Genomic DNA, 25,343 nt, shown 5'->3' on the forward strand with positions numbered 1-25,343 from the left:
GAGCCGTCGCGGAGCCTGACAAGCGCGTCTTTGTCCGCTCGGCCGGCGGCTACCGCGGCAGCTCCATTCTGTCCCCGTTATCCACATGTGTGACACACAAGATGTTGGGGTCACAAAACCTACGCAAACGAATCCTTGACGGCGCAAAACGAGTCGCCTTTTATAGGCCATGCGCTCCTGTTGAGAGCGCGACCGGAAAGTTCTGAGCCCGGTCATTTTCCCGGATTATGTGCGTTTTTTCCCGCATTTCCGCCTGTTTACGAGGCCGGCGGAAGCGTTGGGATGTGGGGGTCGTGGGACAGCGAAAGGGAGAATTGTCGGGCTGGAAAAAATGATCTGTTAACACTATATTTAGTGTTTGCAGGCAGGCTCGACGCTAGATAGTGTGAACTTCCCTCGATTGAGGGAATCGAAAAATTCAGTTTTGAGGGACCCGCGTGGTCGGCTGGCAGCCTCGGCAAAGTGCCCGGCAAGGCGTTTGGCCGTCCGCTGCTGCGGCGCCCGCGACGAGGAGATGCCGGCATCGTTCGAAATGCCGGCAAACGGCGGACTGCGCGTTTCACCTTTGGGGGCAGAAATCCCTTGGGAAAAGCGCTATATATAGACAAAAGGGACCGGACCAATGCGCATCGAGCGTCGTTTCACCAGACAGGGACAATCGGCTTACGCGGAGATCGAATTCCGCAAGGCGCTCTCCGAGATCAAGAATCCGGATGGCTCGGTGGTGTTCCGCTTGGACAATATCGACGTGCCGGCGCAGTTCTCGCAGGTCGCCGCCGACATCCTGGCTCAGAAATATTTCCGCAAGGCTGGCGTCCCCGCGCGGCTGAAGAAGGTCGAGGAGAACGATGTCCCCTCCTTCCTGTGGCGCTCCGTCGCCGACGAGGCGGAATTGGCCAAGCTGCCGGAAGCCGAGCGCTACGGGTCCGAGATCGATGCCCGCCAGGTGTTCGACCGGTTGGCCGGCACCTGGACCTATTGGGGTTGGAAGGGCGGCTATTTCAAGTCGGAGGAAGACGCGCGCGCCTTCCGCGACGAGCTTGCCTACATGCTGGCCACCCAGCGCGTGGCGCCGAACTCGCCCCAATGGTTCAACACCGGTCTCCACTGGGCCTATGGCATAGACGGCCCGAGCCAGGGCCACTTCTATGTCGACCCATTCACCGGCAAGCTGACCAAGTCGAAATCCTCCTACGAGCACCCGCAGCCGCATGCCTGCTTCATCCAGGGCGTGCAGGACGATCTCGTCAATGAGGGCGGCATCATGGATTTGTGGGTGCGCGAGGCGCGCCTGTTCAAATATGGCTCGGGCACCGGCTCCAATTTCTCGCTGCTGCGCGGCGAAGGCGAAAAGCTGTCCGGCGGCGGCCGTTCGTCCGGCCTGATGAGCTTCCTCAAGATCGGCGATCGCGCTGCGGGCGCTATCAAGTCGGGCGGCACGACGCGCCGCGCCGCCAAGATGGTCATCGTCGACGCCGATCACCCCGACATCGAGGAATTCATCGATTGGAAGGTCAATGAAGAGCAGAAGGTCGCCTCGCTGGTGACCGGCTCCAAGATCGTCAAGAAGCATCTCGAAGCGATCATGAAGGCCTGCGTCAACTGCGAAGGCCATGACGACGACTGCTTCGACCCCGCCATCAACACGGCGCTGAAGCGCGAGATCAAGGCGGCCAAGAAGGACGCGGTGCCGGAGAACTACATCTACCGCGTCATCCAGTTCGCCAGGCAGGGCTACACCTCGATGTCGTTCAAGACTTACGACACCGACTGGGATTCCGATGCCTACCTCACCGTGTCGGGCCAGAACTCCAACAATTCGGTGTCGCTGAAGGACAATTTCCTGCGCGCCGTCGAGGATGATGCCGACTGGCATCTCACCGCCCGCAAGGACGGCAAGGTGCTGAAGACGCTGAAGGCCAGGGATCTCTGGGAAAAGATCGGCTACGCCGCCTGGGCATCCGCCGATCCGGGCCTGCACTTCAACACGACGATGAACGACTGGCACACCTGCGCGTCCGCCGGTGCGATCCGGGCCTCCAACCCGTGCTCGGAATACATGTTCCTCGACGACACAGCTTGCAACCTGGCCTCGATCAATCTGCTGCCCTACCGCAACACCGACGGCACGATCGACATCGCGGCCTACGAGCACACGGTGCGGCTGTGGACCATGGTTCTCGAAATCTCGGTGATGATGGCGCAGTTCCCGTCGAAGGAGATCGCCAAGCTTTCCTACGACTACCGCACGCTCGGCCTCGGCTACGCCAATATCGGTGGCCTGTTGATGACGTCGGGCATTCCCTATGATTCCGACGAGGGCCGCGCCATCTGCGCCGCGCTGACCGCCGTCATGACCGGCGTCGCCTACGCCACCTCGGCCGAGATGGCGTCCGAACTCGGCGCCTTCCCCGACTACGACCGCAACGCGCAGAACATGCTGCGCGTGATGCGCAATCATCGCCGCGCCGCCTATGGCGACAAGGACGGCTACGAGAAGCTGGCCGTCAACCCTGTGCCGCTGGTCGCCTCCGACCTCAAGCAGCAGGAGCTGGCGACGCATGCCAAGGCTGCCTGGGACCGCGCCATCGAGCTCGGCGAGGAGCACGGCTATCGCAACGCCCAGGCGACCGTGATCGCGCCGACCGGCACGATCGGGCTGGTCATGGATTGCGACACCACAGGCATCGAACCCGACTTCGCGCTGGTGAAGTTCAAGAAGCTCGCCGGCGGCGGCTATTTCAAGATCATCAACCGCGCCGTGCCGGAAGCGCTGCGCACGCTGGGCTATTCGGAAAGCCAGATCGCCGAGATCGAGGCCTACGCCGTCGGCCACGGAAATCTCAACCAGGCGCCCGGCATCAATCCCGGCTCGCTCAAGGCCAAGGGCTTCACCGACGACAAGATCGCGGCGCTGAATGCCGCGCTGAAGTCGGCCTTCGACATCAAGTTCGTCTTCAACCAGTGGACGCTCGGCGCCGACTGGGTGAAGGAGACCTTTGGCTTCACCGACGAGCAGCTCAACGACTTCTCGTTCGAGATGCTGCCGGCACTGGGCTTCTCCAGGAACGACATCGAAGCCGCCAACATCCATGTCTGCGGTGCGATGACGCTTGAGGGAGCGCCCTTCCTCAAGGCCGAACACCTCCCCGTGTTCGACTGCGCCAGCCCCTGCGGCAAGATCGGCAAGCGCTCGCTGTCGATCAACAGCCACATCCAGATGATGGCGGCCGCACAGCCCTTCATTTCCGGCGCCATCTCCAAGACCATCAACATGCCGAACGACGCCACGGTGGAGGACGCCAAGAACGCCTACATGCTGTCGTGGAAGCTGGCGCTGAAGGCCAACGCGCTCTACCGCGACGGCTCGAAGCTGTCGCAGCCGCTCAATGCCTCGCTGCTCGCCGATGGCGAGGAGGACGAGGACGAGGCGATCGAACAACTGGTCGCCGCGCCCGCCGCGCAGCGTGCGGTGCAGGTCACCGAAAAGATCGTCGAGCGCGTCGTCGAGCGTCTCTACCGCGACCGCGAAAAACTGCCGAACCGCCGCAAGGGGTATACGCAGAAGGCGGTCGTCGGCGGCCACAAGGTCTACCTGCGGACCGGCGAGTTCGACGACGGGCGTCTCGGCGAGATTTTCATCGACATGCACAAGGAAGGCGCGGCCTTCCGCGCGATGATGAACAATTTTGCCATCGCCATCTCGCTCGGCCTGCAATATGGCGTGCCGCTGGAGGAATTTGTCGAAGCCTTCACCTTCACCAAGTTCGAGCCGGCCGGCATGGTGCAAGGTAATGACGCGATCAAGAACGCGACGTCAATCCTTGACTATGTGTTCCGCGAACTTGCGGTCTCTTATCTCAACCGCCACGACCTCGCCCATGTCGATCAGTCGGATTTCGACAAGACGGCGCTCGGTCGCGGCATCACCGAAGGCAAGGCGACACCCTTCTCCAAGGGGCTCTATCGCGGTGCCTCGCCGGTCAAGCTGGTGTCCGGCGCCGAACCGAAGGGATTTGGCGGCTCTGGTCCGGCTACGCCCCCTGCCCGCATGATGCCGACGGCATTCTCCGGGTCCAATGTGCTGGCGCTGAAGCCGGCGAGCGACGAGGCCATCGCCTACAAGCGCGACTATGAGGAACGCGCCAGGGAGCTGGTCGAGGACATCGCCGAGGAGGAAGCCGAGACTGAGGGCGCCGAAGGGCTGTTCTCTGACGCCGCGGCGCACGAGGCCGCGGAAGCCAAGGCACTCGCCGCCACCCGGCGCCAGCAATCGCTGATGCAGGGCTATACCGGCAACGAGTGCTCGGAGTGCCATAACTTCACCATGGTGCGGAACGGCACCTGCGAAAAATGCGACACCTGCGGCTCGACGAGCGGGTGCAGCTGAGAAATTTGAAATTTGAGACGCATCGGCCCGGTCGCAAGATCGGGCCGATTTGTTTCAATGTCTCGGACCGGGGCTGTGATCGACCACAATCGAAGTGAGGGACAACGAGAGGAGTAAGCTCTTCTACGAGCAGGCTTTCGCGCCGTTAGACTATGGCCTCTTCTTCGGCCTCAATCCGCGTCCGCCACCATCTGCCGGCTGCCGGCCCAGGCGCGCCATTGCCGCTCGTCGCCGTGGAAGACGTTGAGGTCGATGCGGCCCGTCACGCCGTGCGAAAGGCCCGAGCCGGAATACTGCCAGAACAGCCATTTGCGGCCGGGATAGACCTTTGAGGGATGCTGCGCCACGGCGCGGAGCCAGAACGGGTAATCGAGGAATTCGCCCCTGAGATTGTCGCGGTAGAAATCGGGCGCTGTGTAAATGATGGGCCGCTGGCCGTAATGGCGCTCCAGCTTGTCCATGAACACCTGCATCTTCTCCAGCACCTTTTCGCGCGACGGCCGCCGCTTGCAGCTGGATTCGCCGTTCCACTCCACGTCGATCACCGGCGGCAGGGCGCCGTCGACCTTCGGCACGTTGCGGATGAACCAGTCGGCCTGCTCGCCGGCCGTGCGGCACCAGTAGAAGAAATGATAGGCGCCGCGCTTCAGCCCGGCGGCATCGGCGTTGCGCCAGTTCTTCATAAACATCGGATCGAGATGGTCGCCGCCGTCGGTCGCCTTGATGTAGGCGAAGTTGGCCCCCTGGGCGCGCAGCTTCTCCCAGTTGACGTTGCCTTGCCAGCGCGACACGTCGACACCATGCACGGCAAGACGGCGTGGCGAGGAGCGGCCGAAATTGATCGGCTTGGCATCGCGAAAGCTGTAGCGCGTGACCGGTCCGGCCAGCATGGGCGGTGCTGCCCGCGACAAAAGCTTCGGCGGCGATACCAGCGCCGCCGGTTCGACGACCGGCGGCTCGATGCTGTCCGGCAGGTCGGGCGCCGGAAACGCCACCGTCTCTTCCTCCGTCAGGCCGAAAGGCCGGACACTCTCGTCCTCCGGCGTGGCTTCCGCCACTCTCCGCTCGGCCTTTCTCACGGGGACGGATGCGATCGGTGCGCTTGGCCGCACCACGGAGCTGGTGATCTCGTTCGACGGCCTCTGCATGTCCAGCGCGTCCACGCCGGATGTCGACGAACAGCCGGCAAGGCACAGCGATGCGATCACGAAACTGATGACGCCTGGTAACCGCATCTGGACCTGTACTCAAACACAACAGACCGAAGGCGACGGCCGACGGACAAACCAGTTCGAGTTATGAACGAGAAATTACCAATAAAGATTGAATCAAGTTTTTAAGCATGTTGGAGCGGCTACTGTGGAGAGCGCGATGCGCCGACGGCCGTCAGCCCGGATTCCTGAACACGCCGATCATCGGCCCCAGATTCCAGTAGTCGTCATTGCGGCCGATGGCCGGCGCGAGCAGGCTCGATATCGACCCGTCGAGGAACAGCGCATTGTCGCAGCCGAGTCCGTCGCGAAACAGGCGTGCGAATGCATGGAATGTCACCGTGCCATTCGAAATGGCGAAGACGGCGACACCGTCCCTTCGCACCCCGACACCGTCGCGCGTCTTGCGCGAGGTGCCGTCGGCCCGGAATTTCTGGTGCAATCGGCCGTCGATCACCAGCATCGGCCCGGACTGCGTGGCATAGTCGGTGGGCGGACGCTTCTTTAGGAAATCCCTTGTCGCGCGGACCGCGGCCTTGCCGTCGCTGATGTAGAAGATGCCATTGGGCTGGAGCGAAAAATTGCCGCTTCCCGAACCGACCTTCGCCGAGGCCAGCTCCTGCCCGCGCTCGACATACAGGCCGACCGGCGCGAGGTTTGGATGGTACATTCCGGCATTGATGGCGAACAGCATCGTGCGCCCGGCCCGCCGCTGGGCGTCGTCGAGATTGTGCAGCGATTGATAGGGCTTGCCGGCCGGGTCCTTCCAGAACAATTCGATCCGGTATCGTCTGGGATCGACCTCGCAGACCAGGTAGCTGGTGGCCTCGAAGACGAAATCGCGGCATGGCGGCAACGAAGCGAGCCATTGGCCTAACCCCATGCCGATCGCCGCTGCCGACGGCAGCGCGGTCTTGATCAGCGCCAGCAGCAAAGGCGCGGACTGCAGGATAGTCAGAAGATCCATGCGCGCACCGGATTACCAGTTCCAACGGGCGGCCGCCAGCACTCACCGGCACGAAGCAAGGTCGTCCCCAAGGGAGGATGGATCAAACGGCTAAGGTCGAAATGCGGCTGCCGACACAAGGGACCGGCGACATCATTGAACAGAGCTGACGAGCCGCTCGTCGCCGCCAAGGATGGAAACCCAGCGACCGCTGTTGTCGCTAGCCTGTCTCTTCAGGTAGCGATAGCCGGTCTGGTTCCAGAGGCGAACCTTGTCGCTGAGATTGTCGAGGATGAAATCGCCCTTGTCGGTGCGCACCGTAAGTACGGCGTGGCCTTCGCCGTCCGGCTTGCGCACCACCGTCATCAGCAGATTGGATATGGCGATGCCGGCGGCCTTGAGCTCGCGCTGCTTTTCAAGCGCGTAGTCTTCGCAGTCGCCAAACCCGTTGTCGGGGTAGGCCCACCACTCGTCCTTGCCGTAATTGTCGATGTCGCTCATCGGCTTGACGCGCGTGTTGACCGTGAGATTTACGGCGGAAATCTCCCGCAACAGCTGGCCGGTCATGCTCTCCGGAGCGTTGGCGGGCGAGCGGATGGAGCATTCGGCAGAATGGACCTTGCAAAAATCATAGTGTCCGATCGGTTGGGAGGTTTGGCCGCCGATGGTCATGGAAAGCGACGCCGCATTCGCCAAACCCGCCGCCGAACAAGAAGTCGTCAGCGCAAGCGCAAACCCAAACCCCTTCGCCTTGCGGCGCCAACCCACCGAGGATGCCATACGGCCCCACCCATCTGTTTTTCTTAACAGAACGTTAAAAGTGGATTTTTGCCCGAAGTCAATGAAGGCGGCCGATCACATCTTCGACGATCGACGCGTGGCTGCCCGGGGTTGCGCCGGCGCAACACCGGCACCCACGTTTCTGGAATTACCTTTTTATCCTTGTCTGACGAATTCCGGACGGAAAACCGCTACGCACTTTTCCTGGAATTGCTTTAGGAGCCGGGATCCTGCCAGCCCAGCACCACCGGAACGATGCGCATATGAGCGGTGGAGGAAATCGGCAGCAGTTCGGTGATGCCTTGGACCAGGCCGAGAAATGCGACCTTGGCGTATCCCAGACCGACAAAGCCGGTGTCCATGCCTTGCATGCAGATGTCGGCCATGACGAATTTCATATGTGAGAGATCGAGTGGGCGGAGGACGACCGCTGGCGATCGGCCCGGGCAAAGCCATACCGCCATGGGCCGGAAAATCAATTCACCGAGTGTGGAAGGCGTGTTCGAATATCAACACCGCGCCGCCTCGGCGCGCTGGCAGCGCCAGACCCGGCCCGTTGAGTCGGTCTGCAAAACTGGAGCAAATCACGATGCGATCAGGGGCAAAGCCAGAGTTTCTGGCACGTCCTAGCGATCACGTGCGCCGGCGGGACAACCGGCTCCTCGACGGAAGGCCGGCGCGCCCGTTCGAGCAGCATGCGCACCTGTTCCGGGCGCACACGATCGCGCTCCATCACAAGCAGGACCATCGGATCGCTCAAAAGCTCGTCCAGGGTGCTGATGCTGTCGTTCATCCGTCGTCTCCTCGAATGCCGGCCCGCACCGGTTAAATAGGGGGACAATGATGGCTCGCCAATGACGGTTTGCCGGCTTTCGCGTGACTGTTTCGGTTATTTCGTGACTGTTTCGATTAATTTTTGTCATGGTCGCGTAACGTCACCCTTCTGTTGGTCCGAAGGGTGGATGCGTGGCCATGCCGCACTTCATCCGGCACGGCTCATCGGTTTCGGCGCTCAAGCGCAGATTCATCTTCTTTCATAAGGCGTGAAGGAAGGCCGGAGGCCTCAGGCAGGCGGCGCGCCTTCGTGCTGCGGCAAGCCGTCATCGAGCACCACCCAGGACTGCTTGGAGACGATCCAGATGTGCATCTGTGGCTTGAAGACGGACGGATCGTCGAGTGACCCGGTGGTGACGCCTATAATGCCGGCGGCATCGCGCCGCGAAAACATCGTCGTGCCGCAGCTTGGGCAAAACCCCCGTTTAATATCCGGCGAGCTGTTCACGGTCGCCACCGGCCCTTCGATCGTCACATCGTCGATGCGAAACAGCACACGCGCATTGAAGGCGGCGCCGATTGCCTTTTGACAAAGCCGACAATGGCAGATGCGTTCGTTGACGGGCTCGACGTCGGCGCGATAACGCACCGCGCCGCACAGGCATCCGCCCTGATAATTAGCCATTGCCGTATCCATTCCTGAGAAGATTTGATGCGAGACTATCGACGCCCGACACCGGGTCAATTCAAAAGCATTGATACGATCGCATCGACTGCGGCGATAAAACTGCCAGCCGCCTCGAGGGAGACCGCCGGCAGCCAATGCCGGGCAAGCTATTCGGTTTCGCCGACCACCTCGTCCCAGCTCTTCACCTTGGTCTCACCGTTGAGGAACGGCAGCGCGGCGGCCGTCAGCTCTGGAGCGAAGAAGACGTCGTAGTGGGTTCGGTTGGGCAGGATCGCCAGGCGGTTCCGCGACAGGTTTTCACGCATCCAGCCCGCGTCCTTCAACCCGCCGCCGAGCATCTGGTAGAACTTGATCTCGTGCTCGAGCTTGTACATGTCGCTGTCGCCGTAGGCCAGCATGACCGGCATCTTTAGCCTGGGAACATCGGCCGAGTAGTCGTAGTTCTGGCGCATGAAGTTGCCGAGTGTGTCGAGCAGCTTCGGGAACTCCTCGGGATGCGGCGCCACCGCGACGTAGGATTTGTACATCGGCGTGTCCTTCATGAAATCGGCCGCTGCCGCGCTCACCTGCGCCTGCTGCGGGCGCATCTCGTCATAGAAACCGTCGGCGGCATAGCCGGTCGAAACCAGCACAAGCCGGCGCACCGTTTCGGGGTGCTGGACGGCCATGCGGAAGGCGACGCCGCCGCCCAGCGAATAACCCATGACGTCGACCTCGCCGTAACCAAGCCGTTTGACGATATCAGCCATGTCGTCGCCCATTGCTTCCAGCGTGAACGACCGGTCGCCAAGCGCAGTGCGGCCATGGCCTTGCAGGTCGACGGTGATGACAGTGCGATGCTCGGCAAGCTTCGGCAGGAGGGGGGCGAACATGTCCGATGTACCGAGACCGCCATGCAGCAGAAGCAGCGGCTCACCCTTGCCGTAGACGGCATAATAGTAATTCAGGCCGTTGATCGGCAGCAGGCCGGATTTTTCAGGCTTCGGCGGTGTCTTCGCTTCGGTCGTCATGGCAGATTTTACCTCTTTTGCGTTGGTGATGCCCGGACCGGCGAGAAGCGCCGCGGCCGAAGCAAGAATGGCGAAAAGCAGGGCTTTGGACATATCGATCTCCTCCAGTCTGTCCGTGTGTCGGTGCGTTCTTGAGATGGCTGGTGCATCGGCCCCAACCCGCGCGAAAACCGATCGAGAATATTGGTCTGACCCGGCTTCCGTCCCAAGGACGAACCAGCGAAATGCAGACCGACATCATCAAGGAGAAATTCTGGGGCTTTCCCGTGGATGGGGACCAACGGCGAAATCGAGGACGCGTCAGTGACGCTTGGCTTGCACCAGATAGGCATCAATCTCGGTCTCGCCGAGCCACTTGGCCGCTTCCAGCCGATGCAGGCCTTCTACCAGGATATGACGCTTGCCGTCGTGACGGACCTGGATCGGCATCTTCATGCCATTCTCCAGAATGTCCTCGGCGAGATGACGGACCGTCTCGGGATGCAGCGTCTTCTTGCGCGCCGTCGGCACGTAGATGTCGTCGACCTTGACCTTCTGCACTCTGAGCATGTCGACCCCCTGGGCGGAACGCCGCCTTGTCCTGAGATAGTCGCTTTGTCGACGAGGGCCAAGGGCATGGCGATGAATAGGGAGGCAAGCGGGTTTGTCTGCCGCCGCACATTCGATATTGCATATCAGCCTTTGTAGATACGGTCCTCGAGCGGCGTCTCGGCGATCAGCGTCTGCAGGCCCGACAGCAACGCCTTCTCGGCGCGGTTCATCGCCTTGTCCGGATTGACCAGCAGGAAGATATCGATGGCCGGCGGCTCATCATAGGGCGGCAGCCGCCACAGCGCGCCGTCCGCCACATCGCGCCGCGCTACATGCAGCGGCAGCGGGCCGATGCCGAGCCCGGCGACGATCATGCGCCGCACCTCCTCCAGGCTCGACGACACACCCACGACATCCGCGTTCAGCCGTGCTTCGCTGCGCAACAGCGCGACCGGCCGCAGCGCATCCGAAATATGGTCGGTCTGGAACGATACCGAGGGCTCGTCGCGGAGATCGGCCAGCGTCAGTCCGGTTTGCCCGTAGAGCCTGTGCCGCGGCCCGCAGAAGAAGCCGAAGAACTCGCGATAGACCATGTCGTATTGCAGCGCCGGATCGCGCTGGCTGACCAGGCAGACGCCAAACGAAGCACGGCGCTCCCTCACCTGCTTGGCCACTTCGGTGCTTGCCGCGACCGAAATGGTGATGCTGGCGCGCGGATAGTTGCGGTGGAATTCCGACAGCGCCCGGTCGAACAGCGGCGAGACCACATGGCTGGCGGTCGCGATCATGACATGGCCGGTAACATCGTCGCTGATGCCGCGCATCAAGAGCGGCAGTTGCGATATGGTGCCGAACACCTCGATGCTCTGCTCGTAGAGAAGCCGTCCAACCTCGGTGAGTTCGAAGCGCGTCGCATCGCGCTCGACCAGCCGTCTGCCGACCCGGTCTTCCAGCCGCCGCAGCGCATTGCTGACGCTTGGCTGCTTGAGGTTCAGCCTCTCGGCGGCACGCGTGATGCTCTTCACCTCCGCGATGACGACGAATGTCCGCAAAAGGTTCCAGTCCAGATCCCAGACCAGCCGTTCGGGGCGCGGCAATGCCATTCCTGATATCTATGCTCCCTATTTCCATTATCTATTTGCGCAATGCTACCGCAAAGGCAATCATTGCCGTCAGGAGGCGCCCCAATGCCTCCCAAGAACAAGCCTTCGCGCTCCATCCAGAGGACGGTTCAAATGAACAAGGTATTTTCCGGCATTGCCGTCGCGGCGCTGCTGTTTGCGTCTTTCTTCACTAACGTCTCGGCCAGGGCCGATGACCTCGAGAAGATCAAGGCGGCGGGCGAATTGAAGATTTCCATGAGCGGTCAGTATCCGCCTTTCAACTTCGTCAACGATCAGAACGAGGTCGTCGGCTTCGACGCCGATATCGGCAAGGCCATCGCCGAGCGCATCGGCGTCAAGGGCACCATCATCACCACCGCCTGGGACGGCATCATCGCCGGCCTGCTCGCCAACAAATACGACACCGTGGTCGGCTCAATGACGATCACGCCGGAGCGTGAGAAGGTGGTCGATTTCGTCGGCCCCTACTACCACGCCGGCCGCGCGGTTTTCGTCAACCAGGATTCCAAGGTGCAGAGCCTCGACGATCTCAAAGGCAAGACCCTTGGCGTGACGCTCGGCGAAACGCATGAGAAATGGGCGCGCCAACAGGGCGGCTGGGACATCCGCACCTATAAGGGGCTGCCGGAATTGCTGCTGGAATTGAAGGCCGGTCGCGTCGACGCCATCGTCGTCGACAACATTCCGGTCATGGTCGCCGTCAAGGAGACCGGCGAGAAGGTACGCAAGCTCGACACGCCGGGTATCGAAGGCGGCAGCGTCGCCATCGGCATCGCCATCCGCAAGGACAATCCGGAGCTCAAGGCCGCCATGCAGAAGGCGCTGGACGGCATGATGGCCGACGGCACCTACCAGAAGATATCCATGCACTGGGTGGGCAGCGACATCCGCTAATTTCGCCAAGGCTTCGACGGTTCAGGCCGCCTGAAGCCGAAAGCCACTGCGCCGGGCCATTTCATGGATTTCTCTTTGATGCAGCGCGTCTTCCCGTTCTTCGTGGAAGCCGCCTTGGTGACGCTGGAACTGACAGCGCTGGCCCTGGTCCTGGGGCTGGCCGCGGCAGCACTTGCCGCGACCGCGAGAATGTCGAGATCGGCGATCCTGCGGGCCGTCGGCACACTCTATGTGAGCCTGTTTCGCGGCACACCGTGCCTGATCCAGCTCTTCGTGTTCTATTTCGGCGGCCCGCAGATCGGCATCAATCTGGATCCGTTCGCGGCCGGCGTGATCGGCCTCGGGCTGAACATCGGCGCCTATATGGCGGAATCAATCCGCGGCGCCGTGGTGGCGGTCGACCGGGGCCAGACGGAGGCGGCGCGCACGATCGGGTTTGGCCGGTTCCAGACCTTGCGCAAGGTGGTGCTGCCGCAAGCCGCCAGGCTGATGATCCGCCCGCTCGGCGTCAACACGGTCGCGCTGCTGAAAGGCTCGGCCCTGGTGTCCACCATCTCGGTCGTGGAATTGACCTACACCGCCCAGCGCTTCATCGGCTCCACCTACAAGCCGTTCGAGATCTTCGGCGTCGCGGCCCTGCTCTACATGATCATGGTCTATGCCGTCGCCCGCATAGTCGACGTGCTCGACAAACGCTTCGCGATCGTCTGAGGGCAGAACACGATGCAAGACCTGGATTTCACCGTCGTCGCGCCCTACTGGGATCTTCTGCTGACCGGCGCCTGGTGGACATCAGTGCTGACGGTCTCGGCGGGAGCGATGAGCTTCGTCGTCGGCATCTTCTTTGCCGTTGTCGTACTCTACGCACCGGCAATCCTGGCCTACCCCGTGCGCGCCTTCATGTGGGTGTTCATGGGCACGCCGCTGCTGTTGCAGCTCTTCCTGATCTATTTCGGCCTGGTGCAGGTCGGTATCGACATCCCTGCGCTGGCGGCCGGCATTGTCGGCCTTGGACTGCATTTTGCCGTCTACAATGCCGATGTCATCCGGGCGGGCATCGTGGCCGTCGATGTCGGCCAGACGGAAGGCGCGCGCAGCATCGGCTTCGGCAAGTGGCAGACGCTGCGCCATGTCGTGATACCGCAAGCCATCCGCAACACGGCGCCACCGATCGGCAGCAATTTGATCGCGCTGTTGAAGGAATCCTCCATCGTCTCGGTCATCGGCATTGCCGAGCTGGTTCACTCGGCGCAACTGGCGATCAGCGAAACGTTTCGCCCTTTCGAATTCTACATCACTGCCGCGGCACTCTACTACATTCTCAACCTCGTGCTCGAGGCGGCCCTGCATCGGTTTGAAAGACATGTGGAGGTTTCCCGATGAGCACGCAGCGGCCAATGGTCGAGGTCCGCGGCGCACGCAAATCGTTTGGCGCCGTCGAGGTCCTCAGAGGTATTAACCTGTCGGTCGAACGTGGGCAGATCGTCGCCATCATCGGCCCGAGCGGCTCCGGCAAGAGCACGCTGCTGCGTTCCATCAACCATCTCGAGAGTTTGAACAGCGGTGAAGTCTGGCTGGACGGCCTGCAGGTCAACCAGAAGCTGCAGGGCCAGGCGTTCGAAAGGCACATCAACAAGGTGCGCCAGCAGATGGGCATGGTGTTCCAGCACTTCAACCTGTTCCCGCATTTGACCGTGATCGAGAACATCACGATGGGGCCGGTGATCCTGAAAAGCATGCCGAAAGCCGAGGCTCGTGCGCTGGCGCTTGGTCTTTTGTCCAAGGTCGGTCTCTCCGACAAGATCGACGCCTATCCCTCGCGTCTTTCGGGCGGGCAGAAGCAGCGCGTGGCGATTGCCCGCGCGCTGGCCATGCAGCCCAAGGTGATGCTGTTCGACGAGGCCACTTCGGCGCTCGATCCGGAGCTGGTCGACGAGGTCAACGCGGTGATGAAGCAGCTTGCCGCCGAGCACATGACCATGCTCATCGTAACGCATGAAATGCGCTTTGCCGGCGAAGTGGCCGACAGGGTGCTGTTCATGGATGGCGGCGTGGTGGTGGAAGAAGGCCCGCCGGGCGACATCTTCCGCGCCCCGCAAAAGGAACGCACCCGCACCTTCCTCAAGAAATACCTTTCAGCCTGAGCATGACAATGACCAGATTGACCACTGAATTCCCCGATTTCGGATTGACGCCAGAGCAACGCCGGCACGCGGTGCGCGGCCACTATTACGAATGGCCGGGTATGGATGGCGAGCGCGGTGAAATCTGGTGCTACAGCGACCGGTTTTCCTATCGCGCTGGCGAGACCGTGGCGCTGCATGTCAGTTCGACTGCACCGTCCTTCAGCATGACGATCGTCCGCGACGGCGGCACCGAAACAAAGGTGTTCGAGAAGTCCGGCATTGCGGCGCGTTGGCAGGAAAGTCCAGACCAGTGCTCGGCCGAAGGCTGCAGCTGGGAAGCCTCGTTCGAATTCACCGTCGGCAGCGACTGGCCGTCCGGCGCCTACCGCGTGACGCTGACCGCGGACGGCCGCGACGGCAAGCCGATCCTCTCCCATCATCTCTTCATCGTCGCGCCGCTGCCCGGCAAGAAGCCAGGCCGTGTGCTGCAGGTGGCGGCGACAGGCACCTGGCTCGCCTACAACACCTGGGGCGGCTCCAATCATTATCAAGGCATCACCGGGCCGGACCGCAACCAGTACTCGCCTGTTGTCTCGACGCAGCGCCCCTGGTGCCGCGGCTTCGTCGTGCTGCCCACGGAGGCGCCGCGCGTGCCGCTGGAGGTCGCGGTGCCACCCAGGACCGTGCCGCGCTATCCGCACATGGAATGGGCGCTTGCGACCGGCCATTCGAAGAAATACGCCTCGTCGGGCTGGGCGAGCTATGACAGCCATTTCTTCCGCTTCGCCGAACGGGCGGGCTACGCCGTCGACCTCGCCAGCCAGCATGATCTGCACTTCTCGCCTGAGATTCTCGACGGTTACGATTGCGCCGTCTTCGTCGGCCATGACGAGTACTGGACCTGGGAAATGCGCGATGCGGTCGACAGCTACGTCGAGCGCGGCGGCCATGCGGCGCGTTTCGCCGGCAATTTCATGTGGCAGACGCGGCTGGAGGATGAAGGCCGGCGGCAGGTCTGCTACAAATACCGTGCCCGGGCCGAAGACCCCGCCTATCGCGGCGGCGACGTCACCCGCGCCACCAACTCCTGGGAGGCGCCCGAGATCGGCCGGCAGGGTTCGGCGACCTTCGGGCTCAACGCCACACGCGGCCTCTATGCCGGCTGGGGCGGCTGCGCCCCACGCGGTGTGCGCGGCTTTCCCGTGTATCGACCCGAGCACTGGGCCTTTGCCGGAACCGGCATCTACTATGGCGACCTGCTTGGCGCCGACAGCCATGTCTATGGCTATGAGGTCGACGGGCTGGACTTCGAAATCCGCGGCGGCCTGCCCTACCCGACCGCGACCAGCGGCGCGCCGGATGGCTTGCAGGTTCTCGCGGTTGGCATGGCCAGCCAGGTCGAGGAAAGCGCCGATATCCCGATCGAGGATCAGTTTCTCACCGACGAGGATGGCCGCTTCAGCGCCGAGACGCTGTTTGGCGATCGGAGCGACGCCAGCCTGGAAAAAGTCAAACGCGGCAACGGCATGATCGTCAGTTTCCCGCGCGGCAAGGGCGAGGTCTTCCACGCCGGGAGTTGCGAATGGGTCGCCGGCCTGCTGAGGCAGGACCCGATGGTCGAACGCGTTACCCAGAATGTCCTCGATCGTTATCTCGGAAAGTCCTGACATGTCGAAAGCCCCGACCGCAGCCTTGGACACTGACTCCCGGCGCCAATCGCATCTGTTCTACCTCTCCAGCCTGCGCCGGCCGCTAATCGACCGCGCCGAGGGCATCTATATGTGGACGCAGGACGGCCGCCGCTTCATCGACGGATCGAGCGGCCCGATGGTCGCCAATATCGGCCATTCCAACCGCAATGTGCTCGACGCCATGAAGCGGCAGATGGATCGCGCTACCTTCGCCTACCGGCTGCATTTCGAGAACGAACCGGCCGAAGAGCTGGCGCGCGAACTCGCCGTCAAACTGCCCGAAGGCATGGATCGTATCTTCTTCGTCTCAGGCGGCTCGGAAGCGACCGAATCCTGCATCAAGCTGGCGCGGCAGTGGGCGGTGGCCACCGGCCAGGCCAGCCGCTGGAAGGTCATCACCCGCTTTCCTTCCTACCATGGCGGCACGCTGGGTTCGCTCTCGATCACCGGCGACGATGCGCTGGCCGAGACCTTCACGCCGATGATGCGGGTGATGCCGACAGTGCCGTCGCCTACCGCCTGGCGCGACCGCGACAATCTCTCGATGGAACAGCGCGGCGTCCGTTATGCAGACATGCTTGAGGAGAAAATCCTGGCCGAGGGGCCGGAAAGCGTGGTCGCCTTCATCATGGAACCGATCGGGGGTGCTGCCACCGCGGCGCTGGTGGCGCCGGACAGCTACTATGCGCGCATCCGCGAGATCTGCGACCGCTACGGCATCCTGCTCATCCATGACGAAGTGATGAGCGGCGCCGGCCGCACGGGAAAATTCCTCGGGGGCGACCACTGGAACTGCAAGCCAGACATCGTCGCGCTGTCAAAAGGCCTGGGATCGGGTTACGCGCCGCTCGGCGCGCTGGCGGCGCCGATGCGGCTGGTGCAGCCGCTGCTTGCCTCCGGCGGCTTCCAGCACGGCCATACCTATGCCGGCAATCCGCTCGCCTGCGCCGCAGGGCTGGCCGTGCTCGGCGAAATGGACCGCCTCGACCTGATCGCCAATGCGGCCGCCATGGGCGATGTGCTGATGGAGGGATTGCAGGGGCTCACCAAGCGCTTCCCGTTCATCGCCGACGTGCGCGGAAAGGGCCTGCTCACCGGCGCCGAGATGGTTGCCGACCCCGAAACGCTGCGGCCGATAGACCAGGGCAAAAAGGCCACCCAGCGCCTGCTCGACCTCGCCTATGAGCGCGGGCTGATCATCTATGGCCGCAAGGTCAAGGGCGGTGTCGACGGCGACAATTTCATGGTTGCGCCGCCAATGATCGTCACCAAGGAGCAGGTCGGCGAGATCGTCTCCATCATCGGCGACTCGCTCGAAGTTCTGGCTGCCGAACTCAACCTGCCGGTCGAAGGCCAGGGATAAAACAATGGCGCCGAGAAAGGTCATCATCACCTGCGCCGTCACCGGCTCGGTCCATACACCGTCCATGTCGCCTTATCTGCCGGTAACGCCGGATCAGATCGCGGCGGATGCCATCGCCGCGGCCGAGGCCGGCGCCTCCATCCTGCATCTCCATGCCCGCGACCCAAAAGACGGCCGGCCAACGGCTGATCCGGATGTGTTCATGCAGTTCCTGCCACGCATCAAGCAGGCGACGTCGGCGGTGATCAACATCACAACCGGCGGCTCCTCCCTGATGACGCTGGACCAGCGTCTGGCCGCGCCGTTGCGGGCCGAGCCCGAAATGTGTTCGCTCAACATGGGCTCGATGAATTTCGCGCTGTTCCCGATGCTCGACAAGCCAAGGGAATGGCAACACGAATGGGAACCGAAGCTGCTGGAAGCCACACGCGACACGATCTTCAAGAATACCTTCGCCGACATGGAGGGCGTTCTCGAGAGACTGGGCAAGGGCTGCGGCACGCGCTTCGAATTCGAATGCTACGATGTCGGCCATCTCTATTCGCTGGCGCATTTCCGAGACCGCGGGCTGGTGTCGGGGCCGCTGTTCATCCAATTCGTGCTGGGCATTCTGGGCGGCATCGGCGCCGATCCGGACAATCTCATCCACATGAAGCGCATCGCCGACAAGCTGTTCGGCGACAGCTACCAGTTCTCGGTGCTGGCCGCGGGCCGCCACCAGATGCCGCTGATCTCGATCGCCGCGGCCATGGGCGGCAATGTCCGTGTCGGGCTCGAAGACAGTCTCTACGACGGCCGCCAGCTGGCGAAGTCCAATGCCGATCAGGTGCGCCGTATCCGTGGCATTCTCGATGGACTGTCGCTGGAGGTTGCCACGCCGGCCGAAGCACGCGACATGCTGGCGCTGAAGGGTGGTGACAGGGTAGCGTTCTAGTGATGGTGATCCGAGATGCGCCTTCAATGACTGTTCCCACGCCCAGGATCGTCTTGCGCCCCGGACGGATCGAAGACGTCGAAACCATCCATGCCGCAATTCTGAAGCTCGGCACCCATATCGGCGCGCCCGAGGAAATCCTCTCAACGCCAGACGATCTCAGGACCTGGGGCTTTGGCGAAAGACCCGCCTTCTCGACCCTGATCGCCGAAGTCGATGGCGAATTCGCCGGACTGTGCCTCTATTTCCCGATCTTCTCGACCTGGATGGGGCGGCCCGGCGTCTATGTGCAGGACCTCTATGTCGAGGACCGGTTTCGCGGCCGCAGGATCGGCGAGCGCCTGCTGCGGCGCGTCGCGGCCGAGTGCCGCAAGCAAGGCGGCGCTTATCTCAGATTGTCCGTCGATACCGACAATGAGAGCGCAAAGGCGTTTTATGAACGGCTGGGCATCGCTTGGTCGAGCTACGAGCAGACGCAGAAGATCATCGGCGACGCTTTCTTCGCCTTTGCCTACGCGCCGGAGGAAAAAGAATGAAAGCCTTCTACGCGCAGGAGCAGAAGCGCCACGACCCCAAGGCTTTCCTTTCCAGCGGCGCCCCGCAGCCCAATCCCGAAAAGCCGGAGCGCGTCGAGAGATTGTTAGCAGGCGCAAAATCGGCCGGCTGCACGATCGAGCGGCCGCGCAATCACGGACTTGGTCCGGTCGCGGCGGTGCATACGCCCGAATATCTCGATTTCCTGGAGCATATCTACACGCGTTGGGAACGCATCGAGGGTGCCTCGGCGGAAGTGATCCCCAACATTCACCCGATCGCGCGCAACGGCTCCTATCCGGCCTCCGCGGTCGGCCAGGCTGGGTACCACATGGCCGACACGGCTTGCCCGATCTCGGGCGAGACCTGGCAAAGCGCGCTGTGGAGCGCGTGGAGCGCGGTCGAGGCGGCGGAAGCGGTGATGGCGGGCGCGCCGGCCACCTATGCGCTTTGCCGCCCGCCCGGTCACCATGCGTTCGCCGACGTCGCCGGCGGCTTCTGCTTCATCAACAATTCGGCCCTCGCAGCACAGGTACTGCGCCGCCAAGCGGCACGGGTTGCGATCCTCGATGTCGATCTGCATCACGGCAACGGCACGCAAGGCATTTTCTATGCGCGGCCGGACGTGCTCACCGTGTCGCTGCATGCCGACCCGGTGCGCTTCTATCCGTTCTTCTGGGGACATGCCGACGAGCGCGGCGAAGGGCTCGGTCTCGGCTACAATTTCAACCTGCCCTTGCCACGCAAATCCGCCGACGCGGCGTTTCTGGAAGCGCTTGAGGTGGCGTTCCAGCGCATCCGCGCCTTCTCGCCCGACGCGCTGGTCGTGGCGCTCGGGCTCGACGTGTTCGAGGGTGATCCGTTCGGCGGACTTTCGGTGACGACGCCAGGTTTCTCGCGCATCGGCGAGGCCATCGCCAAGCTCGGCCTGCCGACGGCAATCGTCCAGGAAGGCGGCTACCTCTGCGACGGACTCGGTGACAACCTCACCGCTTTCCTGACCGGGTTCGGCACCAAGGCACGCTGACCGGTCGATCTCGGGTCAGGGCCGCTGCTGCCTGAGCATGGCGATGATCCGATGCGCGCTCTCCAGCGTCTCGTCGATCTCGTCGGATGTGTTGTAGTGGGCGATGCCGATGCGCACGACGCCTTGTTCGGCCGGAATGCCGAGCTGGTGGACGATCTCCCAGGCGTAGTTGTGGCCGGACCAGAGGAAGATGTTCTCTGCGTTCATCTGCCGGACGATCGTTTCCGGCGCGATCCCGTCGACGGTGAAGGATACCGTCGGCACACGCTCGCCGATCCGGGCAGGATCGGTGATGCCACGGACCGTCAGCCCCTGGATATCCGACAGGCCTTCGATCAGCCTCCGGGTCAGCACATTCTCATATGGGATCGACACTTCGAACGCCTTGGCAATGCTTTGCCGCCGTGAACCGCCCTCGCCCGCCGCGGCACCGAGATCGGCGAAATAGTCGACGGCCGCCGTCAAACCGGCCATCAGTTCGATCTGCGGCGTGCCAAGTTCGAACCGCTCCGGCAGCCTGTCTGACGAGCAGCGGCATTTGTAGGGTTGCAAGTCATCGATGACATCGCGACGGCCCCACAATATGCCCATATGCGGTCCGAAGAATTTGTAGGCCGAGCAGATCAGGAAATCGCAGCCGAGATCCTGCACGTCGATCAGCCCATGCGGCGCGAACTGCACCGCATCGACATAGACCAGGGCACCAGCTTGTTTTGCGAGGCGCGTCAGAGATTTAACCCGGTTGATCGAACCGGTCAGATTCGAAGCGTAGTTCAACGCGACCATTCGTGTCTTCCCGGACAGAAGCCCGGTCAGCGCGGCCTCTTCGATCTGCCAACTCTTTTCATCGAAGGGCAGCCAGCGCACGACGAGACCAAGATCCTCAGCAAGCTGCAGCCACGGCGAAACATTGCCCTCGTGGTCCATGCGCGTGAGGATGATCTCGTCGCCGGGCTTCATCGTGCGGCCGAGCGTACGCGACATGTGGTAGGTCATCGTCGTCATGTTGGCGCCGATGATGATCTCCTCAGGGCCCGCGGCGCCAAGGAAGTCGGCCATTGCGTGATGCGCTTCGTCGACGACAGCTTGAGCCGCGATCGTCGTTTCGAAATAGCCGCCGAGATTGGCGTTGGTGGTCAACAGGCAGCGCGACACTGCGTCTGCCACAGCCTGCGGCACCTGCGTGCCGGCGGGATTGTCGAGATAGATGCGCCGGCGCCCTTTATCGGTCAGAGCGAGCGCGGGGAATTTTCCACGCACTGTTTCAATCGGAAAATCCACCATCATCTGCACCCCACTGTTATTCTTGGTTAATTCCACTCGCGAGCCAATCAAGGACAGGGATTGCCGACCCGCTGGTGAATGGCGTCCACCGCCTTCTGCATCTCTTCGGTCCAGACGACCTCGACTGAAGACAGCGCCATTTCCAGCTGCGAAATGGTCGTCGCGCCAATGATGTTCGACGTGACAAAGGGCCGGCTCGATACATAGGCGTTGGCGAACAGCGCCGGCTCCAGGCCGAAGGAGCGCGCCAGCTCGTTGTATTCAAGCTGCGCCTCGGCGGCATTGGGCGTCTCATAACGCTGGCCGCGGTTGAAGAGCTGCGAGCGCGACCCCTGCGGGCGCGCGCCGTGATCGTATTTGCCCGAGAGGTAACCCTGTGCGAGCGGCGAATAGGCAAGCAGCGAGACCTCTTCGCGATCGCAGACTTCGGCGAGGTTCACCTCGAAGGTCCGGTTGACCAGATTATAGGCGTTCTGGATCGAGGCGACGCGCGGACCAATGGCTTTGTCAGCCTCTGCAATGAAGCGCATGACGCCCCAGGAGCTCTCGTTCGACAGGCCGAAATGACGGATCTTTCCCGCCTTCATCAGTTCATCAAAAACGGCAAGGGTCTCCGCGATCGGCGTTTCCCCGGTCGGCGCCCCGACGGAATCAGTGCGGCGCGCCACGGCGCCGACGCGCGTCGGATTGGCGCCCCAGGGTATATCCCGCTCCGGCCAGTGGATCTGGTAGAGATCGACATAGTCCGTGCCGAGCCTGGTCAGCGACTTGTCCACGGCATCGAAGATATCGGCGCGCACCAGCTGCGACGGCCTGTCGCCGCGAAACCAGCTGTTGGCGGTGCGGCCGACGACCTTGGAGGCGAGTATCATCTTGTCGCGGTTGCCCTTTGCCTTCATCCAGCTGCCGATGATCTTCTCGGTCCGCCCCTGGGTCTCCGCCTTGGGCGGGATCGGGTAGAGCTCGGCAGTGTCGATGAAATTCACCCCGCGCGAAAAGGCCAGGTCCATCTGGGCGTGGCCGTCGGCTTCGGTGTTCTGCTGGCCCCAGGTCATCGAACCGAGGCATATCTGGGTGACAAGAAGATCGGTCCGACCGAGACGGCGTTTGTGCATGGAAGTGTGCTCCGGCGGGAAAAGCTTGCGCGGCTGCGCGGGGAAGGAAGTTTCATCCTACAAGAAAGCAGAGGCGCTCTCCAAGCCTCGGCAAACCGACTTTTGCGTGAACCAGGCTGCGCTAGCGGCGAGCCCCTGCCAGGGCGCGCCGCTTGGCCTCGTCGATCAGCATGTTGGCCACCTGCATGCGGATCATGGCGCGCTGGCGCAGGTGCGGCGCGACGCGATCGGGATGGTTCGAAAAGGCGAAGCTGCGGCGCATGCGGCCAAAATCGGCGACAGCCTTAGGCGTGTCCAATCCCAATTCCACGGCAATTGATTCGGGATCGATCGGTGGCAGTTTTTCTTCGGGCCTTGTCTCTTCGCCCGCAAGTGCCAGCTTCGCATGATCGAGCAGGGCCGCGAATTCTGCGGCGAGATCCGCGCCTGCCTCGCGATACTCGGTGGCAAATCCGCTGCCAGAAACCTTGATACGGCCGGAATGGAGCTCGTCGGCGACGGAAAGATAGTCAAATGGAATCGACGGGCGAGTGGCGGCCTCTTCGCCTCCCCCGTCCTTGTCGGAGGCGACGAAGAGATCATCGAGCAACGAAGCGAAATCCCGCTTGGCGCTGGTAACGATGTCTGCCTCCCCAGTCTCACGGTGTGTTCGAGACATCCACCTTAGGGTCGGCTCGTTAAAAATGCATGCCGCCGATTTTAACAATTGAAAGCGTTGGCGAGACTGGACCGCAGCCCCGTCACTCACAAAAGCCAAGCCGCACTTTCAGCAGTCCGCAATTCGCCAGAAGCGGCGAGGAAAAACCGGCCATGTGCCCAGCAAGAGGGATACGATTCGCGATCTGCGAAAGTTTCAGGCGATGCAGGATCATGGCAGAAAAATTTTGCAGAGCATGGCAGGCATGCAAATGCTGCACTGCACAATTGTCACGAATCCCCTATATTCCGACGCTGGGAGGTCCAACAGGGGCCTGGATTATGGGGTTCTTCACTGAAATGTTCGCGCGGCCACGGCCGCAGGAACATCTGCGTTATCGTGCCGCGCTCGCGCTGCTGCATTCCATGAGCAATGCGGACCGCGCCGACATCGGCGTCAAGCCCGCCGATTTCCCGCGCATCGCCCGCGAAATGTCCGTTCGCTAGTTCGCCCAGCCAGGATATTTCCGCTCCTGATGCGCAACGCCTTGACGGCGTGATCCGTCAACGCGAGCCCAGGAACGTTGCCTTGCCCAACGGCACACCATTGTGGCGAAGAATGTCGTAAGCGGTGGTGAGGTGGAAATAGAAATTGGGCATGGCCAGATGCAAGAGATACTGCAGACCGGCCATCGAGACCTCGCGCCCGCCGAGCCTGACCTCGACAATCCGCTCGTCCGAACCTTCGAGATCGGCCGCAGAGAACGTCGCCAGATGGTCAAGCGTCTTGGCGATGCGTGCCTGCAATTCGGCAAAGCTCGCCTCATTGTCCTCGTATTTGGGAATCTCCCGGCCGGCGAGCCGCGATGGGGCTCCCTTGGCATGGTCGGTGGCGATCTGCACCTGCCTGGTCAACGCGAACATGTCGGGCGCCAGCCGCGCCGTCAGAAACACCTGCGGGTCGATCTTGCGCTCGCCGGCGTTCTGTTCGGCCGTGGATAGCACGCTGGACAGCGCTTTCAACCGGGCCGAAAACACGGCTACCGATACTTCATACATGGATAGGGTCACGCAATTATCTCCCGGGGCAGTTGAGGCGCCGCGAGCGCGAGCTAGCGCCTTCCCGGGCGATTCTTCAAGCGATACCCGCAAGGCGTCACCACGTCGCCGCAATCACCGTGGTAGAATTTCCGTTACCGCGTGGAGATTCCCGATGAGACACGCTTTTCTCGCAGCGACTGCCTTGTTCTCCCTTGCCTCGATCGCCCAGTCGGCACCTGCCGACGAGGCGCCCTACGTCGATGACAGGTCGAGCGCCGAGGCGGTTGTCCGCTCGCTCTACAGTGCCATCAACCGGCATGAATTCGCACGTGCCTGGGGTTACTATGGAGATACCAAGCCGGCCAAGGACTTCGACAGCTTCGTCAAGGGCTATGACGGTACCGACAGGGTGGATGTCAGGACCGGCGCCGTATCCAACGAGGGCGCGGCAGGCAGCATCTACTACAGCGTGCCGGTCGCCATCCAGGCAACCGACAAGAAAGGCGAGGCGAAGGTCTTTGCCGGCTGCTACACGCTGCGCCAGGTCAATGCCCAGATTCAGGCGCCGCCATTCCAGCCGATCTTCATCGACAGCGGAGCGCTGAAGCCGTCGAGCGCGGATTTCGAGGAGGCTGTGCCGGCTAGCTGTGGCGACGGCCCGCCGCCGCCGAAGAAGGATGCAGCCCTGGAGCAGGCCAGGAAGGCTTTCCTGGCCAGCTATAGCGATCAATGCGACAGGGATCTCGCGGCCAAGGAGCCGGAGATTTTTTCCATCAAATACAGGGACAAGGATGCGGCGGCCGGCGATCCAGACAAGGAAACGCGCCTGTTCCATTTTTCCTGCTCGGCGGCCGCATACAATGAAAGCTCGATCTACTACATGACCGACGAGGCGAACGGCGTCAGGCAATTGCAGTTCACCGAACCGGAGATGGACATCCGCTACGTGAACAACGACAGCGAAGGCAAGGTCGAATCCATGCACATCGTCGGCTTTCAGACCACCGGCTGGGCGATCAATTCCAGCTACGACCAGGACGCCCACACAATCACCACCTTCAACAAATGGCGCGGCGCCGGCGATGCCTCGTCAGCAGGCACCTATCTGTTCCGCAACGGCGATTTTTCGCTCGTCCAGTACGACGTCGACGCCTCCTATGACGGCGAGGAAAACCCGCAGACGGTTGTCGACTACAACACCGCTCCGTAGGGAAGACTCAATCAAGGACGCCGCGTTCGACCCG

At 62.3% G+C, this 25,343-nt stretch carries 24 protein-coding genes and 1 pseudogene; 12 read left to right on the plus strand and 13 right to left on the minus strand.

The genetic code is table 11. The annotated features are described in order from the left end of the window. The first annotated feature begins 622 nt into the window (after window positions 1-622). Entirely contained in the window at window positions 623-4,390 is a 3,768-nt protein-coding gene (locus LB532_RS10075; protein ID WP_140637939.1) for a vitamin B12-dependent ribonucleotide reductase, read from the plus strand. Between the two features lie 170 nt (window positions 4,391-4,560). On the opposite strand, the gene LB532_RS10080 is transcribed toward LB532_RS10075, so the two are convergent. The 9 genes and pseudogenes from LB532_RS10080 to LB532_RS10120 form a co-directional block, all read right to left on the minus strand. Further along, window positions 4,561-5,625 carry a GH25 family lysozyme gene (locus LB532_RS10080; protein ID WP_140637938.1) on the minus strand — a complete coding sequence of 355 codons (1,065 nt, stop codon included), beginning with the start codon at window positions 5,623-5,625 and terminating at the stop codon, window positions 4,561-4,563. 151 nt (window positions 5,626-5,776) lie between these two features. Beyond that, window positions 5,777-6,568, minus strand: coding sequence for a phosphodiester glycosidase family protein (locus LB532_RS10085; RefSeq protein ID WP_140637937.1), 792 nt, complete (start codon window positions 6,566-6,568; stop codon window positions 5,777-5,779). A 132-nt stretch (window positions 6,569-6,700) separates the two neighbouring features. Beyond that, window positions 6,701-7,327, minus strand: coding sequence for a transglutaminase-like cysteine peptidase (locus LB532_RS10090; RefSeq protein ID WP_224556756.1), 627 nt, complete (start codon window positions 7,325-7,327; stop codon window positions 6,701-6,703). 218 nt (window positions 7,328-7,545) lie between these two features. Then, window positions 7,546-7,713: pseudogene (locus tag LB532_RS10095) on the minus strand (undecaprenyl-diphosphate phosphatase); the annotation flags it as partial. A gap of 209 nt (window positions 7,714-7,922) precedes the next feature. Beyond that, entirely contained in the window at window positions 7,923-8,120 is a 198-nt protein-coding gene (locus tag LB532_RS10100) for a hypothetical protein (RefSeq protein WP_140637935.1), read from the minus strand. 270 nt (window positions 8,121-8,390) lie between these two features. Then, a complete protein-coding gene (locus tag LB532_RS10105; RefSeq protein WP_140637934.1) occupies window positions 8,391-8,786 on the minus strand; it encodes a GFA family protein in 396 nt (131 codons plus the stop codon). A gap of 149 nt (window positions 8,787-8,935) precedes the next feature. Beyond that, window positions 8,936-9,892: an alpha/beta fold hydrolase gene (locus LB532_RS10110; protein ID WP_140637933.1), complete on the minus strand. Its 957-nt coding sequence runs from the start codon at window positions 9,890-9,892 to the stop codon at window positions 8,936-8,938. Between the two features lie 207 nt (window positions 9,893-10,099). Continuing rightward, window positions 10,100-10,348 (minus strand): ParB N-terminal domain-containing protein, encoded by a 249-nt coding sequence (locus LB532_RS10115; protein ID WP_006206067.1) that lies wholly within the window; start codon window positions 10,346-10,348, stop codon window positions 10,100-10,102. A gap of 125 nt (window positions 10,349-10,473) precedes the next feature. After that, window positions 10,474-11,433: a LysR family transcriptional regulator gene (locus tag LB532_RS10120; RefSeq protein ID WP_140637932.1), complete on the minus strand. Its 960-nt coding sequence runs from the start codon at window positions 11,431-11,433 to the stop codon at window positions 10,474-10,476. A gap of 132 nt (window positions 11,434-11,565) precedes the next feature. Here LB532_RS10120 and LB532_RS10125 point away from each other — a divergent pair, with 132 nt between their 5' ends. From LB532_RS10125 to LB532_RS10165, 9 genes are all read left to right on the plus strand, one after another. Continuing rightward, the gene (locus LB532_RS10125; RefSeq protein WP_140637931.1) at window positions 11,566-12,348 is read left to right on the plus strand and encodes an ABC transporter substrate-binding protein; all 783 of its coding nucleotides are present in this window, start codon (window positions 11,566-11,568) and stop codon (window positions 12,346-12,348) included. A 63-nt stretch (window positions 12,349-12,411) separates the two neighbouring features. Next, window positions 12,412-13,059: an amino acid ABC transporter permease gene (locus LB532_RS10130; RefSeq protein WP_140637930.1), complete on the plus strand. Its 648-nt coding sequence runs from the start codon at window positions 12,412-12,414 to the stop codon at window positions 13,057-13,059. A 12-nt stretch (window positions 13,060-13,071) separates the two neighbouring features. After that, complete coding sequence (locus LB532_RS10135; protein ID WP_140637929.1) at window positions 13,072-13,731, plus strand: amino acid ABC transporter permease; 660 nt, start codon at window positions 13,072-13,074, stop codon at window positions 13,729-13,731. Continuing rightward, on the plus strand, window positions 13,728-14,492 hold the full coding sequence (locus tag LB532_RS10140) for an amino acid ABC transporter ATP-binding protein (protein ID WP_318011215.1): 765 nt from the start codon (window positions 13,728-13,730) through the stop codon (window positions 14,490-14,492). Before LB532_RS10135 ends, LB532_RS10140 begins: the two co-directional genes overlap by 4 nt. 8 nt (window positions 14,493-14,500) lie before the next feature. Then, a complete protein-coding gene (locus LB532_RS10145; RefSeq protein ID WP_140637927.1) occupies window positions 14,501-16,141 on the plus strand; it encodes a N,N-dimethylformamidase beta subunit family domain-containing protein in 1,641 nt (546 codons plus the stop codon). 1 nt (window position 16,142) lies between these two features. Beyond that, window positions 16,143-17,528, plus strand: coding sequence for an aspartate aminotransferase family protein (locus LB532_RS10150; RefSeq protein ID WP_140637926.1), 1,386 nt, complete (start codon window positions 16,143-16,145; stop codon window positions 17,526-17,528). A gap of 4 nt (window positions 17,529-17,532) precedes the next feature. Beyond that, complete coding sequence (locus tag LB532_RS10155; protein ID WP_140637925.1) at window positions 17,533-18,462, plus strand: 3-keto-5-aminohexanoate cleavage protein; 930 nt, start codon at window positions 17,533-17,535, stop codon at window positions 18,460-18,462. Between the two features lie 26 nt (window positions 18,463-18,488). Beyond that, the gene (locus LB532_RS10160) at window positions 18,489-18,998 is read left to right on the plus strand and encodes a GNAT family N-acetyltransferase (protein ID WP_140637924.1); all 510 of its coding nucleotides are present in this window, start codon (window positions 18,489-18,491) and stop codon (window positions 18,996-18,998) included. Further along, entirely contained in the window at window positions 18,995-20,023 is a 1,029-nt protein-coding gene (locus LB532_RS10165; RefSeq protein WP_140637923.1) for a histone deacetylase family protein, read from the plus strand. The genes LB532_RS10160 and LB532_RS10165 overlap by 4 nt, the downstream gene beginning before the upstream one ends. A 15-nt stretch (window positions 20,024-20,038) precedes the next feature. On the opposite strand, the gene LB532_RS10170 is transcribed toward LB532_RS10165, so the two are convergent. The 3 genes from LB532_RS10170 to LB532_RS10180 form a co-directional block, all read right to left on the minus strand. Further along, on the minus strand, window positions 20,039-21,307 hold the full coding sequence (locus tag LB532_RS10170) for a cysteine desulfurase-like protein (RefSeq protein WP_181169279.1): 1,269 nt from the start codon (window positions 21,305-21,307) through the stop codon (window positions 20,039-20,041). Between the two features lie 47 nt (window positions 21,308-21,354). Continuing rightward, window positions 21,355-22,422: an aldo/keto reductase gene (locus tag LB532_RS10175; protein ID WP_140637922.1), complete on the minus strand. Its 1,068-nt coding sequence runs from the start codon at window positions 22,420-22,422 to the stop codon at window positions 21,355-21,357. A 121-nt stretch (window positions 22,423-22,543) separates the two neighbouring features. Further along, window positions 22,544-23,011: a hypothetical protein gene (locus LB532_RS10180; RefSeq protein ID WP_140494990.1), complete on the minus strand. Its 468-nt coding sequence runs from the start codon at window positions 23,009-23,011 to the stop codon at window positions 22,544-22,546. A 281-nt stretch (window positions 23,012-23,292) separates the two neighbouring features. On the opposite strand from LB532_RS10180, the gene LB532_RS10185 reads away from it, so the two are divergent. After that, complete coding sequence (locus LB532_RS10185) at window positions 23,293-23,565, plus strand: hypothetical protein (protein WP_181169284.1); 273 nt, start codon at window positions 23,293-23,295, stop codon at window positions 23,563-23,565. A 57-nt stretch (window positions 23,566-23,622) separates the two neighbouring features. Here the strand turns inward: LB532_RS10185 and LB532_RS10190 are convergent, their stop codons facing one another. Next, the gene (locus tag LB532_RS10190; protein ID WP_140637921.1) at window positions 23,623-24,129 is read right to left on the minus strand and encodes a DUF1993 family protein; all 507 of its coding nucleotides are present in this window, start codon (window positions 24,127-24,129) and stop codon (window positions 23,623-23,625) included. Between the two features lie 142 nt (window positions 24,130-24,271). On the opposite strand from LB532_RS10190, the gene LB532_RS10195 reads away from it, so the two are divergent. Beyond that, the gene (locus LB532_RS10195; RefSeq protein WP_140637920.1) at window positions 24,272-25,309 is read left to right on the plus strand and encodes a DUF1176 domain-containing protein; all 1,038 of its coding nucleotides are present in this window, start codon (window positions 24,272-24,274) and stop codon (window positions 25,307-25,309) included. Window positions 25,310-25,343: the final 34 nt, after the last annotated feature.

Source organism: Mesorhizobium sp. ESP-6-2 (assembly GCF_020164675.1).
Taxonomy (GTDB): domain Bacteria; phylum Pseudomonadota; class Alphaproteobacteria; order Rhizobiales; family Rhizobiaceae; genus Mesorhizobium.